The 12,638-nt window shown below is 66.4% G+C and carries 14 protein-coding genes; 4 read left to right on the top strand and 10 right to left on the bottom strand.

The window, feature by feature from the left end:
- Positions 1-58 precede the first annotated feature (58 nt).
- A complete protein-coding gene (locus LPA45_RS28890) occupies positions 59-646 on the top strand; it encodes a J domain-containing protein (protein ID WP_116319479.1) in 588 nt (195 codons plus the stop codon).
- A 19-nt stretch (positions 647-665) separates the two neighbouring features.
- Here LPA45_RS28890 and LPA45_RS28895 read toward each other — a convergent pair whose 3' ends face one another.
- From LPA45_RS28895 to LPA45_RS28925, 7 genes are all read right to left on the bottom strand, one after another.
- Entirely contained in the window at positions 666-1,136 is a 471-nt protein-coding gene (locus LPA45_RS28895; RefSeq protein WP_116319480.1) for a DUF1801 domain-containing protein, read from the bottom strand.
- A 125-nt stretch (positions 1,137-1,261) separates the two neighbouring features.
- Positions 1,262-2,434: an ABC transporter substrate-binding protein gene (locus LPA45_RS28900; protein ID WP_116319481.1), complete on the bottom strand. Its 1,173-nt coding sequence runs from the start codon at positions 2,432-2,434 to the stop codon at positions 1,262-1,264.
- A 57-nt stretch (positions 2,435-2,491) separates the two neighbouring features.
- Positions 2,492-3,199 (bottom strand): ABC transporter ATP-binding protein, encoded by a 708-nt coding sequence (locus LPA45_RS28905; RefSeq protein ID WP_116319482.1) that lies wholly within the window; start codon positions 3,197-3,199, stop codon positions 2,492-2,494.
- Positions 3,186-3,950 (bottom strand): ABC transporter ATP-binding protein, encoded by a 765-nt coding sequence (locus LPA45_RS28910; RefSeq protein WP_317923483.1) that lies wholly within the window; start codon positions 3,948-3,950, stop codon positions 3,186-3,188. The genes LPA45_RS28905 and LPA45_RS28910 overlap by 14 nt, the downstream gene beginning before the upstream one ends.
- Positions 3,943-4,971, bottom strand: a complete 1,029-nt coding sequence (locus LPA45_RS28915) for a branched-chain amino acid ABC transporter permease (protein ID WP_116319483.1) — start codon at positions 4,969-4,971, stop codon at positions 3,943-3,945. The genes LPA45_RS28910 and LPA45_RS28915 overlap by 8 nt, the downstream gene beginning before the upstream one ends.
- Before the next feature lie 13 nt (positions 4,972-4,984).
- Positions 4,985-5,848 (bottom strand): branched-chain amino acid ABC transporter permease, encoded by an 864-nt coding sequence (locus tag LPA45_RS28920; RefSeq protein ID WP_317923484.1) that lies wholly within the window; start codon positions 5,846-5,848, stop codon positions 4,985-4,987.
- A gap of 115 nt (positions 5,849-5,963) precedes the next feature.
- Complete coding sequence (locus LPA45_RS28925; protein ID WP_271815817.1) at positions 5,964-6,092, bottom strand: hypothetical protein; 129 nt, start codon at positions 6,090-6,092, stop codon at positions 5,964-5,966.
- Positions 6,093-6,512: 420 nt separating this feature from the next.
- Here LPA45_RS28925 and LPA45_RS28930 point away from each other — a divergent pair, with 420 nt between their 5' ends.
- Complete coding sequence (locus LPA45_RS28930; protein WP_116319485.1) at positions 6,513-6,815, top strand: hypothetical protein; 303 nt, start codon at positions 6,513-6,515, stop codon at positions 6,813-6,815.
- A gap of 80 nt (positions 6,816-6,895) precedes the next feature.
- Here the strand turns inward: LPA45_RS28930 and LPA45_RS28935 are convergent, their stop codons facing one another.
- Together LPA45_RS28935 and amrS are read right to left on the bottom strand one after the other, a co-directional pair.
- Entirely contained in the window at positions 6,896-7,924 is a 1,029-nt protein-coding gene (locus LPA45_RS28935; RefSeq protein WP_116319486.1) for a TGS domain-containing protein, read from the bottom strand.
- Positions 7,925-7,949: 25 nt separating this feature from the next.
- Positions 7,950-9,044, bottom strand: a complete 1,095-nt coding sequence (gene amrS / locus LPA45_RS28940; RefSeq protein ID WP_116319487.1) for an AmmeMemoRadiSam system radical SAM enzyme — start codon at positions 9,042-9,044, stop codon at positions 7,950-7,952.
- A gap of 338 nt (positions 9,045-9,382) precedes the next feature.
- On the opposite strand from amrS, the gene LPA45_RS28945 reads away from it, so the two are divergent.
- Complete coding sequence (locus tag LPA45_RS28945) at positions 9,383-10,360, top strand: IclR family transcriptional regulator (RefSeq protein WP_233528121.1); 978 nt, start codon at positions 9,383-9,385, stop codon at positions 10,358-10,360.
- A 3-nt stretch (positions 10,361-10,363) separates the two neighbouring features.
- Entirely contained in the window at positions 10,364-11,176 is an 813-nt protein-coding gene (locus LPA45_RS28950; RefSeq protein WP_317923490.1) for an SDR family oxidoreductase, read from the top strand.
- Positions 11,177-11,218: 42 nt separating this feature from the next.
- On the opposite strand, the gene LPA45_RS28955 is transcribed toward LPA45_RS28950, so the two are convergent.
- Positions 11,219-12,610: an MFS transporter gene (locus tag LPA45_RS28955; RefSeq protein WP_116319489.1), complete on the bottom strand. Its 1,392-nt coding sequence runs from the start codon at positions 12,608-12,610 to the stop codon at positions 11,219-11,221.
- Positions 12,611-12,638 lie beyond the last annotated feature (28 nt).

Here is a 12,638-nt window from a genome sequence, read left to right on the forward strand (position 1 = left end):
AGGGGTCACCGTGCCGTGCTAGCATGAACGCCAGCCCAGCAGCGCTCCCCATCGGCCCATGACCACTCTTTACGCGACGTTAGGCGTCCAATCCGACGCTACCCTTGACGAGATCAAGCAGGCGTACCGGCGCGCCGCCATGAAATGGCACCCGGATCGCAACCTCGGCCGCGAGGCCGAGGCGCACGCGGCGTTCCAGGACATCCGCGACGCCTACGCGATCCTGTCCGACGCCGAACAGCGCCAGATCTACGACGAAGTCTTCGAGCGCGAGATGCGCCGCTGGCAAGCGGAGCAAGACGCACAGGAAGAGCAGGAGCGCGCCGTACAACGCGAGGCCCAGCGCGTGGCGCAGGAGCAGTACGAGAAGATGGTCGCCATCGCCATGCGCTTTGCCGACGACGGGCACAACCGCGATGTCCTTTTTGGCGTGCTGCTTGGCCGGGATTGCGAGGCGGAACTGGCGGCACGTATCGCCGACAGTGTTTCGGCCTTGCAGGCATCGCGCCGGGCAAGCGCGGCCGCTGCGCAAGCATCCGAGGCGGAGGCCGCAACGGCGTCGGGCCACGAGGCCCCCGAGCGGGCCAGGCGCCAGCCCGGCGCCTTCGATTCATTCTGGCACGGCCTGTTCGGCGTTCGCTCGTAGCGGCAGCGCACGCGGGACGCTATGGGGTCCAGCCCGGCAATGCCGACGCCTGCCGGATCCAGCTCGCCAGCTGTTCTTCGTCGATAGCGTCCTGCTCGCGGATATCGAGATAGCGCGTGTCCGGATCCTTGGACTCGCCGGGCGGCAGGGGCTTCAGCGCCGCGCCGCGGAAGAACGCCACCTTGATGTATTTCGTGAAGCAATGAAAGCTGAGGAACCAGCCCTGGCCCTCGATGCCATAGAAGGGCGAGTTCCACCGCACCGCCTTGCGCACGTCGGGGGCGTGACGCACGATCAGCGCGTCAAGGCGGCGGCCGACGTCGCTTTTCCAGCCCGGCATGGCCGCGATATATGCCTGCACCGGCGCATCGCCGTCGGCCTTGGCGATCTGGGGATTGCCGCCGGAGAGCAGGCGGGGCCTTCCGTCGCCGCCCTTGTCAGCGACCTTGCTTGCGGCTTTTGCCGGCTTCCTGGGAGTCTGGCTGGCCATCGGCTTCCCTCCAACTAAGACGCACAAGCACGGATCCTATCGGCTGGCCGCCCAAAGAAAAAGCCCTGCAGGCCACGCGGCCTGCAGGGCTTCACCGGCGCGGCCGGTCCGCTTAGTTGACTAGCTTACTTGGCCAGCTCGGACAGGCGCACCTGCGAGATCTTGCCGTTCTGCACCCAGCCCACCACGGTATCGGCCACCGAGCCGCCCTTGGCGTCGATGCCGTCGACCTCGTTGGGATTGACCTCCTTGGCCAGCCCCTTCACCGCGTCGGGCATCTTCGCGCGGATCGCCGCGGCATCGCTGGTGGTGCCGGCCAGCTTCATGGCGCCGGCCAGTGCATAGACCATGGTGTAGTTCAGCGACATCTCGGTGGTCGCATCGCGCCCGTCATGCAGCTTCTTGTACTTGCCATTAAATGCCTGCGCCGCCGGGCGGTTGTCGTTGACCAGCGGCAGCACGCCGATCGAACCCTCCAGCATCGCCAGCCCGTTGGTGACCCTGGCCATCTCGTCCATCTTGGCCTGGTCCATCACGATAAAGCCGCCCTTGAAGCCCAGCTCGCGTGCCTGCTTGACTACCAGCGCGGTCGGCTCCGACGGTCCGCCGACGAACATCACGTCCGGCTTTTCGCTGATGGCGCGCGACACGCCACTGTAGAAGTCAGTGGCCTTGGTGTACGACATCGGATTGTTGGCCACCACCTTGCCGCCCGCCGATTCCCACGCCGGCACGAAGGCCTGCACCCACGCCTTGGCGTAGTCGTGGTCGGCCGGCGTCAGCGCCACGTTCTTGCCATAGCGCTTCATCTGCGCCTTGATGAACGGTTCGATGTAGCCGGTGTATGCCGGCGGGATACGGATGGTCAGCTTGTTGCCGGCATCGGTGATGCGCGGCACGCTGGAATAGGCCATCACCAGGAATTTTTCCTGCTCGTTGAACGCCTGCAGGGCGAAGATGCCGCCCGAGTGCGGCACGAAGACCGCCGCCGTCTTGTGCTGCTGCACCAGGCGGCGGCCGTTGATGGCGGCTTCGGCGGGCGAGTACTTGTCGTCCAGCGCCACCACTTCCAGCTTGACCTTCTTGCCCTTGACTTCCAGGCCCGCGGCGTTGATCTCGTCCACAGCCATCTGCACGCCCGACAGCACGTTCTTGCCATACAGCGCAGCGCCGCCCGAGAGCGGGCCGGTATAGCCGATCTTGACGACTTCCTGCGCCAGCGCGGCGCCCGAAGCCAGCATCGCGGCCACGGCGGTGGCGGCCAGCGGGATGATGCGGCGCATGATCTTGCTTTGCATTGCTATGTCTCCTGAAAGTACTGCGCTTGTCAGTTGCGGCGGTCTTGCGATTGACTTTTACCCGCCGATATACGCCTTCCGAATCCCCTCATCCTTCAGCAACGTATCCCTGTCCCCCTCCATCACGATCCGCCCGCTCTCGATCACATAGGCGCGATGCGCGATCCCCAGCGCCGCGTAGGCGTTCTGCTCCGCCAGCAATACCGTCGTCCCCGCACGGTTGATGCGCTGGATGATCTCGAACATCTGCTTGACCACCAGCGGCGCCAGCCCCAGCGACGGCTCGTCCAGCAGCAGCGCGCGCGGCCGGCTCATCAGGGCGCGGCCCAGTGCCACCATCTGCTGCTGTCCGCCTGACAGCGAGCCGGCCGGGTCGTCTTTCTTCTGCTTCAGGATCGGGAAGAGTTCATAGACTTCCTCCAGCGTCTTGCGGATGCCCGCACCATCGCGCCGGTGCACGTACGCGCCCAGCACCAGGTTCTTCTCCACGCTCATCGCCGGAAAGAGCTTGCGTCCCTCCGGGCAATGCACCAGCCCCGCCTGCACGATCTGCGATGGCTTCATGCCGGACAGCTCGCGCCCGTCGAAGCGCATGCTGCCGCCACTGATGCGGTGGATCGCGCTCATCGCCAGGAAGATCGAGCTCTTGCCGGCACCGTTGGCGCCCAGCAGCACCACCAGCTCGCCTGCCGCGGCGTGCAGCGTGATGTTGTCCAGGGCACGGAAGCTGCCGTACGACAGCGAGACGCGTTCAAGCTGCAACATGGTCGGCTCCCAGGTAGGCCTCGATGACATGCGGATCCTGCTGGATCTGCGCGGGCGTGCCTTCGGCGATCTTCTCGCCGTAGTTCAGCACCATGATCTTGTCTGCCAGCCGCATGATCATGTCCATCTTGTGTTCGATCAGGCAGACGGTCTTGCCATGGCGCACCATCTTGCGGATCAGTTCGGCGAGACCCACGGTTTCCTCCGGGTTCACGCCGCCCGCGGGCTCGTCGAGCAGCAGCAGTTCCGGGTCCGTCGCCAGCGCCAGCGCGAAGGCCACGCGCTTGCGCGCTTCCTGCGTGATATCGGCGGCGACTTCATGCGCCAGGTGCGACAGGCCGACGAAGTCGAGCGCGGCTTCGGCCTTGTCGCGGCACAGGCGTTCCTCTTCGCGCAGGCGGCGCGTGTTGAACAGCACGTCGCCCAGCCCCGAGCGCGTGCACAGCCGGTGGCCGACGATCAGGTTGTCGAGCACCGTGGCGCGGTCGAACAGCGCGGTCGCCTGGAAGGTGCGCGCCACGCCCAGGCGCGCGATCTGGTCGGCGCGCAGGCCGGCCACGTCCTGGCCCTTGAACAGGATCTGCCCGGAGGAGGGGGCGTGCGTGCCTGCCACCAGATTGAAGAAGGTCGTCTTGCCGGCGCCGTTGGGGCCGATGATGGCGTTGATGTGGCCCTGCTCGAAGGTCACCGAGACATCGTGCACCGCGGTCAGGCCGCCGAATTTCTTGGTCAGGTTGCGAATCTCAAGCATGGTCGGCTCCGGCGCGGGTGGTCGGGACAGCGTGATTGCCGGTAACGGCGGGCTGCGTGGGCTTGCCGCGGCGTGCGGCGGCGGCCCTGCGTGCCTGCTTCTTCAGCCAGGAGCCCACGATGCCGTCCGGCACGAAGATGATCAGCAGGATCAGCACCGGGCCGAACACCAGCATGCGGTAGTCCTGCATGAACTGCAGCGACTGCGTGATCCACGGCACCAGCACCGCGCCCAGCAGCGGCCCGAACAGCGTGCCGATGCCGCCCACCAGCATCGACATCACCATGTCGAAGGTCAGGTCGGTGCGGGCAATGTCCGGACCCAGGAAGCGCACCTGCCCGGCATACAGCGCGCCGGCAAAGCCCGCGTAGCCCACCGACAGCACGAACGACAGGATCTTGGTGCGCATCAGGTTGATGCCCAGCGCCTCGGCCAGCGCGTCGCTGTTGCGCACGGCCATGAAGCTGCGGCCCAGCAGCGAGGTGACGATCCGGTGCATCAGGAACGTGCCCGCCGCCAGGAAGAACAGCACCAGGTAGTACTGCGCTTGCACGCTGTCGAACGCCAGCGGCCCGATCGCCGCCGGCACCGGGATGCCGATCAGCCCGACGGTGCCATGCGTCAGGCTTTCCCATTTCTCGATCACCAGGTAGATGATGTAGCCGATGCACATGGTGAAGATCGAGAAGTAATGGCCCTTCAGCCGCAGCGAGACCACGCCGACCACATAGCCCAGCACCATGCACACCACGCCGGACAGCGCAAACGCGAGCCAGAACGGCACCTGGTGGTCAACGGTCAGGATGCCCAGCGTGTAGGCGCCGATCGCCATGAAGCCGCCGTGCGCCAGGTTCAGCTGGCCGGTGTAGCCGGTGATCAGGTTCAGCCCCAGCGTGGCGAGGGCATAGATGAAGGCCAGCGTCATCACGCTCAGGTAGTAGCTGTTGGGCGTGACCAGCGGGAACGCGATGGCCAGTGCCAGCAGCAGCATCCAGCCGGTCTTTCCTTGCAGTGCTTTCATGTTGTGCGCCTCCTCAGGCTGCCTTGGCGGCAAACAGGCCCTGCGGCCGGATTGACAGGATCACCACCAGCAGCACGAAGGCGATGATGTCCTTGTAGTCGGTGGAAACGTAGAAGCCGCCGAAGCTCTCGGCCATGCCGATGATTAGCCCGCCGACGATGGCGCCCGGGATGCTGCCCATGCCGCCCAGGATGATGATGACGAAGGCCTTGGTGATGACCAGGTTGCCCATGCTCGGGTAGACCAGGTTGATCGGCGCGTACAGCGTGGCGGCGATCGCGGCCAGTGCGCCCGAGATGGCGAACACCAGCAGCGTGACGCGCGTGGCGTCGATGCCGACCAGCGCGGCGCCTTCGCGGTTCTGCGCCATCGCCATGATGGTGGCGCCGGTCATGGTGCGCGTGAGGAACAGGTGCAGCAGCACCATCAGCGCAAAGGCGGCGCCGATGATCAGCAGGCGCTGCAGCGGCGCGGTCAGGCCGAAGACGTCGACGATCTGCCCGTATGGCGTCGGCATGCGGTGGAAGTCCGCGCCCCACAGCGCCTGCGCGCCGGCCTCCAGGAACAGCAGGATGCCGATGGCCGCGATCATGTCGTGCAGCTCGGGCGAATTGCGCAGCGGGTGGAACACCAGCCGGTCGGCCAGCATCGACAGCAGGGCCACCACCAGCGCGGCGCCCACCATGGCCAGCCAGTAGTTCAAGCCCAGCGATGTCATCAGGTAGTACGACACGTAGGCGCCGGCCATGTAGAACGCGCCGTGCGCGAAGTTGGGCACGTGCAGGATGCCGTAGACCAACGTCAGGCCAAGCGCCACCAGGCTGTAGACGCCGCCCAGCGTCAGGCCGTTGAGTATCTGTTGTAGGAACAATGCCACGGGGTTACCTCATGCGGTTCGCGAATCGGAAATCCAGGCACGCGCGGACAAGGCCCGGGCGTGATCCCTCGCGGCAGCGCCGGGCGCTGCCACGCAAGAATTCGGGGCGTGTGGATCAGGCGCGCGGCGTGCGCGCTGTATAGCGGGCGCCAGCGCCAGGCTGGCGCGGGCAGGTCGGCGTGGCCGGGATCGCGCCGCGACGGCTACGGGGCGGATGCGCGGACGCGAGGTGCGGATGCTGCATGGACTGTCTCCTGTGCGATGCGGCAACGTGGCCGCCCGGCTTGCCGGGTAACGCTGCGCCGACGAGGCCGGCGGCAGCGAAAGCCCGGTGACGAGGTGTCGGGAGTATTCCCGCACGGTCGTTCGTTTTCACCGACTTTTGCATAGGCTTCGCGGCATCGTCAAGGAAACCGGTGGAGTATTCCGCACAGCGAAATAGCGGCGCCAGTGCTGGGGGAATGACCTCGGGAAAGCCCTGAGGGAGCTGGGATGGAATGCCCACTAGCCGTTTGTGCCACGCCGTTCCACAGGCCGCCGCCGTCCCTGATTGATGGCTACTCCTGGAAGCTCCAGGCGTATTAACATGGGAATGAGCAGATTGCGGCGGCTGCCAGCGCTGATAACGTTCACGCCACGATCTTCCGCGCGATGGGAGAAAGACATGGCAACTTACGAGTTCAAGGACAAGGATCTCCAGTTCCTGGCCCAGGGCGCTGATTCCTGTTTTGTGTCGCCTGACACGGCTTTCGTTGAATGCGCGGACAGCCATCCGGCGTTCACGGTGACATGGCCGGAGAGCGGGGCGATGGTGATGACCCTCAAGGTGCAGATTCGGGCAAGCCAGTACGCCAGTTACCTGACGGATCCGTTCAGGGGACGAGAAGTCCTGCGCAAGGCAGTCGAAGATCGCCTCGCGCTGATCCACACAGTGAAGACCGGACTCCTGCTCGCTCCCGATATCTAGGGCTTGTCGCCCTGCCGGAATCGCTCCAGTGCGGCGGTCAACCTGAAGCCGGCTGTGCCGCCCGCCGCGCGGGCCGGCACCTACGCATGCAGTTCCACCACGTCCCGATCGGCTACCGGATGATCGGCGCCCACCTGCTGCCCGCTGAACTTTCCGCTCCCCCAAATGCGGGCGAACTTGAACGTACGCGCGAGATCCGGGTGCACCCGCAGGGCGACATCCAGCACGGTGTCGCCGCGGCGCATCGTAAATGGCCGACTCTGGTCGACGGGCTTCCCGGGCGCCTTGGTGTAGACGCGCACGATGCTCAGGGCCCCGAAAAGAAACGGACCGATCCCGGCCAGTCCTTGTCCGCGGGTTGCCGAGGTTGCGAGCGCCGGAAAATGTACGCCGAGCAGGTCTTCGAGCACGGCCGCGTCCTCCGGGCTGGCGAGATCGGCCTTGTTGGCCAGCAGCAGCGCAGGGAGGTGAACACTGAACGGGTCAGCCGCCGCCGATTCCCCCGATGGTGCCGATGCGGCAGTGCTGTCGGCCTGGCCCGGCCAGCGCTCCGACAGGTTAATCCTTGCCTCGGCGAGTCGCTGGAGCATCAGCGCCAGCTGTTCTGTACAGTCTGGCGCGCTCAGGTCGACCACGAGCAGTACGCCGTCTGTCACCCGCACGATATCGGTGAGCCCGGGTTGCATGAATTCGGCTGAGACAGGTGGCAGATCCACCAGCTGAAAGGCAATGTCCTCGAACTGCAACATGCCGGGAACCGGCAACTGGGTCGGGTGGGGGTAGGGCCCGGCTTCGCTGCCCGAGCCAGTCAGCCGCGCGTGCAGGCTGGATTTTCCCGCGCCGGACGGGCCGATCAGACAGAGCTGGGCCGCGCCTTCAGCATGCACTGCATGTGACGGCCCCCTGTGCGCCGCCTTCCCGTGGCCCGCTGATTCCTGGGTCAGTTCCCTGATCCGCGACTTGATATCGGCTTGCAGACGCTCCGTCCCCTTGTGCTTGGGGATGACACGGAGCATCTCCTTCAGGCATTCGAGCTGCTCGCGCGGCTGGCGTGCCAGCCGGTAGGCTTGTTCGGCCTGCTTGTATTCGGGGGTGAGGTTTGCTGGCATGGGCCGTCAGTGCTGCATCACTGGCCTACGTTCCGACGTGCACAGGAATCCGGCGCCGCCCGTAGTGATGCCTGAAATGCCCGAAGCAGCCGGCAACCGGCTCAAAGCAATCCGGGCAGGTTCCGGTGGGCGTGAGGCGATAGCTATCGATCGCATGCCAGTCGCGCACGATCAGCGGTGCACGGCAGGCGGGGCAGTAGGTGGTTGCGCCTTCAGTGTCGTGGACGTTGCCGGTGTACACGTAACGCAGCCCCTCATCGATCGCGAGCTTGCGGGCATGCGCAAGCGTGGAGAACGGCGTGGGCGGCACGTCGCGCATCCTGTAGTCTGGATGAAACCCCGTAAAGTGCAGCGGGATGTCGGTGCCAAGTTCTCTCGCGATCCACCGGGCCTCAGCGCGGATCTCATCATCGCTGTCGTTCTTGCCGGGAATCAGCAGCGTCGTGATCTCGAACCAGACTTTGGTTGCGTGCTTCAGGTACAGGAGCGTATCCAGCACCGGTTGCAGATGCGCGCCGGTGAGTGCGACATAGAACGCGTCGGTAAAGCCCTTCAGGTCGACGTTTGCCGCGTCCATCCTGCTGTAGAAATCGCGTCGTGCCTGCTCGCCCATATACCCGGCGGTCACCGCCACCGCCAGGATGCCGAGTTCGCGGCAGGCATCGGCGACGTCCATCGCGTACTCGGCGAAAATCACCGGGTCGTTATAGGTAAAAGCCACGCTCTTGCAGTCATGGGCCGCCGCCGCTTCGGCGATGGCTTCGGGCATGGCTGCCACGGCCAGTGTCTCCATTTCACGTGATTTGCTGATATCCCAGTTCTGGCAGAACTTGCAGGCCAGGTTGCAGCCCGCCGTGCCGAACGACAGGACGGCGCTGCCCGGGTAGAAGTGGTTGAGCGGCTTCTTTTCAATCGGGTCGATGCAGAAGCCGGATGAGCGGCCATAGGCGGTCAGCAGCATCCGGTCCCCAAGCCGCTGGCGCACGAAGCAGGCGCCGCGCTGCTCGTCATGCAGGCGGCAGTGGCGCGGACACAGGTCGCACTGCATGCGGCCATCGTCCAGGAAATGCCAGTAGCGACCGGGATACGTTCCCGGAGAGGGCTCTTCGATTGCCGTCATGGCATATCCCTCCCGAAGCGCCCAAAGCGACTCAATCGCCAAAGGGCAGTTCCATTCTAGACCGCGGTTCGCGCCCCTGGCGGCAGGCGGGTCCGGCAGGTAAGTGCTTGATTCCATTGGGACGTATCTGCCCGCTACTGCGCCCCGCCTCTGCGCTCGCTCTGCCCCCGTTACTGCGCCTGGTCCTTGCGTCTCAGGAAGGGTGCTAACACCTTGATTTGAATCTATAAGTCCCGTTATTGGCTCACATGTTTTTGCTACATAGCGGTGCCAGGTCCGGGCAGGAAACTGCTATCAAGAGTCCTCTGCCGTTGCCGCAAGCCGTCGCCGCCTGCCTCATGAAGCGCTCCACCACCATCCCGACTCCGCCACCTGACGCTGCCCATGCGCTTGCGCCGGCTGACGCGCCGGCGGGTCCGAACTGCGCCGACGACCGCAACTTCGTCACGGCGCTGGCGCGCGGCATGGAGCTGCTGCGGGCCTTCGGGCCGCAGGACGATTACCTCGGCAATGCCGAGCTCTCGCGCCGCACCGGCATCCCGCGGCCGACCGTGTCGCGGCTGACCTACACGCTGGCCACGCTTGGCTACCTGACCTATATCGAGGGTTCGGAGAAATACCGGCTCGGGCAGGGCGCGATGGTGCTGGGCCATCGCTACATCGCCGGCGCGGGCATCCGCGAGATCGCGCAGCCGCTGATGCAGTCGCTGGCTTTCGCCACCGACTGCACGGTGGCGTTGGCGATGCCGGACCGGCACGCCATGGTCTACCTGGAAAGCTGCCAGCCGCGCGGCGCGCTGGTGATCCGGCTGGCGCCGGGTGCGCGCCTGCCGATGGCGACCTCGGCGATCGGTCGCGCCTGGCTGGCGGGACTCGACGCCGGCCATCGCGAGGCCGCGCTGGGCGAGCTGGCGCGCCACTACGGCACCCGCTGGCCCGCCGTGCGCAGCGGCATCGAGCGGGCGCTGCAAGACCATGCCCGGCGCGGCTTCTGCGTCGCGCACGCCGAATGGGACCGCACCGTCAGCGGCGCCGCCGCGCCGCTGCGGCTCGCGGGCAGCAGCGAAGTGCTGGCGATGAATATCGGTGGCTCCGCGGCGCGCCTGTCGCCGGAGATCCTGGAAGGCAATCTCGGCCCGCGCATCCGCGACCTGGCCGGGACCCTGCAGGCGCGCCTGTGGCAGCCCGGCGGCGCGCGCGCGTCGATGCGGCTGCCAGCGGATGCGCCCGAGGCGGGCGCGTGTGCCGCCAGCGAGCGGCCACCAACGAATGACGCGGTGACACACCCATATCAACAAGGATCAATGAGGAGATAGCGCATGGAAGTACGCAACAAGTCCGTCGTGGTAACCGGTGCGGCCACCGGCATTGGCCGCGCGCTGGCGCTGGCGTTTGCACAGGCCGGAGCGCGTGGCGTGGCCGTGGCTGATCTGAACGAGGCCGGCGCCGCCAGCGTCGCCGCCGAAGTCCAGGAGGCCGTGCCGTCGTGCCAGGTGTTCGCGCAAGCGGTCGACGTCGCCGACGCGAACGCGGTGCAGGCACTGGCCGACGAAGCCACCCGCCGCTTCGGGCAGGTCGATATCTTCTGCTCCAACGCCGGCATCATCCTGCGCAAGGGCCTCGACGCCGGTGCCGAAGAATGGCAGCGCATCTGGGAAATCAACGTGATGGCGCATATCCATGCGGCGCGCGCGGTGCTGCCGCAGATGCTCGAGCGCGGCGACGGCTACTTCATCAACACGGTATCGGCGGCGGGGCTGCTGTCGCAGATCGGCTCGGCTCCGTACGCGGTGACCAAGCACGCGGCGATCGGGTTTGCCGAATGGCTGTCGATCACCTACGGCGACCGCGGCATCAAGGTCAGCTGCATCTGCCCGCAGGGCGTGCAGACCAACATGCTGTTCGGCGAGAAAGGAGAGCGCAAGGGCTTCCTGCAGGAGGGGTCGGTCACCGCCGAGCATGTTGCCGCGGTGACTCTCGAGGGCGTGGCCGACGAGCGCTTCCTGATCCTGCCGCACCCGGAGGTGCTGGAATACTACCGGCGCAAGGGCCAGGACTACGATCGCTGGCTGCGCGGCATGCGGCGCCTGCATGACAAGGTGATGCAGGAGTTCGGCGGCATCGCGGTGTAGAACCGCACAGGGCCTGCGGCCGCGGGCTCTCGCGTGTCGTCCTCAGGCGTCCGGTTCGGCCGCCGCCTGCGCATTGCCTTCGCCGCTGGGATCGCGCAGCCGGCTCAGGCTGATGATGGCGCCGACGGTCGCGACCGCCGCCGCCACATACAACGCGACCCGCGCAGCGCCGTCCGGCACCAGGCTGAACAGCAAGGCCACCACCGCCGTACCGGTGGTCTGCCCCAGCAGCCGCGTGGTGGCCTGCGCGCCGCTGGCACCGCCGCTGCGGGCCGGCGGCGTGGCGCCGATCATGGCGCGGTTGTTGGGTGACTGGAAGAAGCCGAAGCCGGTGCCGCACATCGCCATGCGCCACGCAATGTCGAGGCTGCTGGCATCCGGTCCCAGCGTAGCCAGTCCCACCAGCCCGCCGGCCAGCATGGCCAGCCCGAGGCCCGCGAGGATGCTGGCCGGGTAGCGGTCCGAAAGCCGCCCCGACAGCGCGGCCATCACCGCCACCATTAGCGGCCAGGGCGTGATCAGCAGCCCGGTCTCCTGCAGCGAGCGGCCAAGCTGGTATTCGAGGTAGAAAGGCAGCGCCACGAAGGACAGCATCTGCGTCATGAAGGAGCAGAACGAGGTGCCTACCGCCAGCGTGAAGGACCGGCTGGCAAACAGGTCCACCGGCACCAGCGGCGCGGTGCGGCCCCGCTGGCGCCGCACCAGCAGCCATCCCAGCAGGATTGCAGCGACAAGCCCCGCGACGCCGATTGCGCGCCAGCGGGCATGGCCGAGCCCATCCACGCTCAGGATAAACAGGCCGAACACCAGCGCCGACAGCAGCGCACTGGGATAGTCGAAGTCGCGAGGCTGCGGCGGCGTCTCCGGCAGCGAGCGCCGGCTCATGGCCAATGCAAGGATTGCCACCGGCACGTTCACCGCGAACAGCCACTGCCAGCTGGCCACCGCCAGGATCATGGCGCCCAGCGAAGGCGCCACCGCAATGGTCACGCCAACCACCACCGCATTCAGCCCGATGCCGCGACCCAGCTTCGTGGGCGGGTAGATAAAGCGCACCAGCGCGGTATTGACGCTCATGATGCCCGCGCCGCCAATGCCTTGCAGTACGCGCGCCGCCACCAGCATGGGCAGGTTGACCGACAGCGCGCACAGCAGCGAGCCCACCAGGAAGGTAGCGAGCCCGACGCGGTACACGCGCTTGTAGCCGAGGATGTCGCCCAGCGACGACAGCGGCAGCAGGCACACCGTCACGGTGAGCTGGTAGGCGTTGACGACCCAGATAGTGCTCGACGGCTCGGCCTGCAGCTGGCGCGAGATGGAGGGCAGTGCGATGTTGGCGATCGATCCATCGAGCACGGCCATGATCAGGCCGAAGAAAACGGTGAGGATCGCCCAGGTGCGTTGCGGCTGGGGGAGGCCTTGTTCTGGCTGCATGGGGGAAGACATTGGAGACAATGGCGCG

This window comes from Cupriavidus sp. Agwp_2, from assembly GCF_040784895.1.
Classification (GTDB): Bacteria; Pseudomonadota; Gammaproteobacteria; order Burkholderiales; family Burkholderiaceae; genus Cupriavidus.

Excerpts from the sequence above, each read along its gene's own strand:
- LPA45_RS28905 (WP_116319482.1), bottom strand. The coding sequence starts at position 3,199 with ATGTTGCAGCTTGAACGCGTCTCGCTGTCGTACGGCAGCTTCCGTGCC.
- LPA45_RS28925 (WP_271815817.1), bottom strand. The coding sequence starts at position 6,092 with ATGCAGCATCCGCACCTCGCGTCCGCGCATCCGCCCCGTAGCCGTCGC.
- LPA45_RS28890 (WP_116319479.1), top strand. The coding sequence starts at position 59 with ATGACCACTCTTTACGCGACGTTAGGCGTCCAATCCGACGCTACCCTT.
- amrS (WP_116319487.1), bottom strand. The coding sequence starts at position 9,044 with ATGACGGCAATCGAAGAGCCCTCTCCGGGAACGTATCCCGGTCGCTAC.
- LPA45_RS28955 (WP_116319489.1), bottom strand. The coding sequence starts at position 12,610 with ATGCAGCCAGAACAAGGCCTCCCCCAGCCGCAACGCACCTGGGCGATC.
- LPA45_RS28935 (WP_116319486.1), bottom strand. The coding sequence starts at position 7,924 with ATGCCAGCAAACCTCACCCCCGAATACAAGCAGGCCGAACAAGCCTAC.
- LPA45_RS28945 (WP_233528121.1), top strand. The coding sequence starts at position 9,383 with ATGAAGCGCTCCACCACCATCCCGACTCCGCCACCTGACGCTGCCCAT.
- LPA45_RS28900 (WP_116319481.1), bottom strand. The coding sequence starts at position 2,434 with ATGCAAAGCAAGATCATGCGCCGCATCATCCCGCTGGCCGCCACCGCC.
- LPA45_RS28910 (WP_317923483.1), bottom strand. The coding sequence starts at position 3,950 with ATGCTTGAGATTCGCAACCTGACCAAGAAATTCGGCGGCCTGACCGCG.
- LPA45_RS28950 (WP_317923490.1), top strand. The coding sequence starts at position 10,364 with ATGGAAGTACGCAACAAGTCCGTCGTGGTAACCGGTGCGGCCACCGGC.
- LPA45_RS28915 (WP_116319483.1), bottom strand. The coding sequence starts at position 4,971 with ATGAAAGCACTGCAAGGAAAGACCGGCTGGATGCTGCTGCTGGCACTG.
- LPA45_RS28895 (WP_116319480.1), bottom strand. The coding sequence starts at position 1,136 with ATGGCCAGCCAGACTCCCAGGAAGCCGGCAAAAGCCGCAAGCAAGGTC.
- LPA45_RS28930 (WP_116319485.1), top strand. The coding sequence starts at position 6,513 with ATGGCAACTTACGAGTTCAAGGACAAGGATCTCCAGTTCCTGGCCCAG.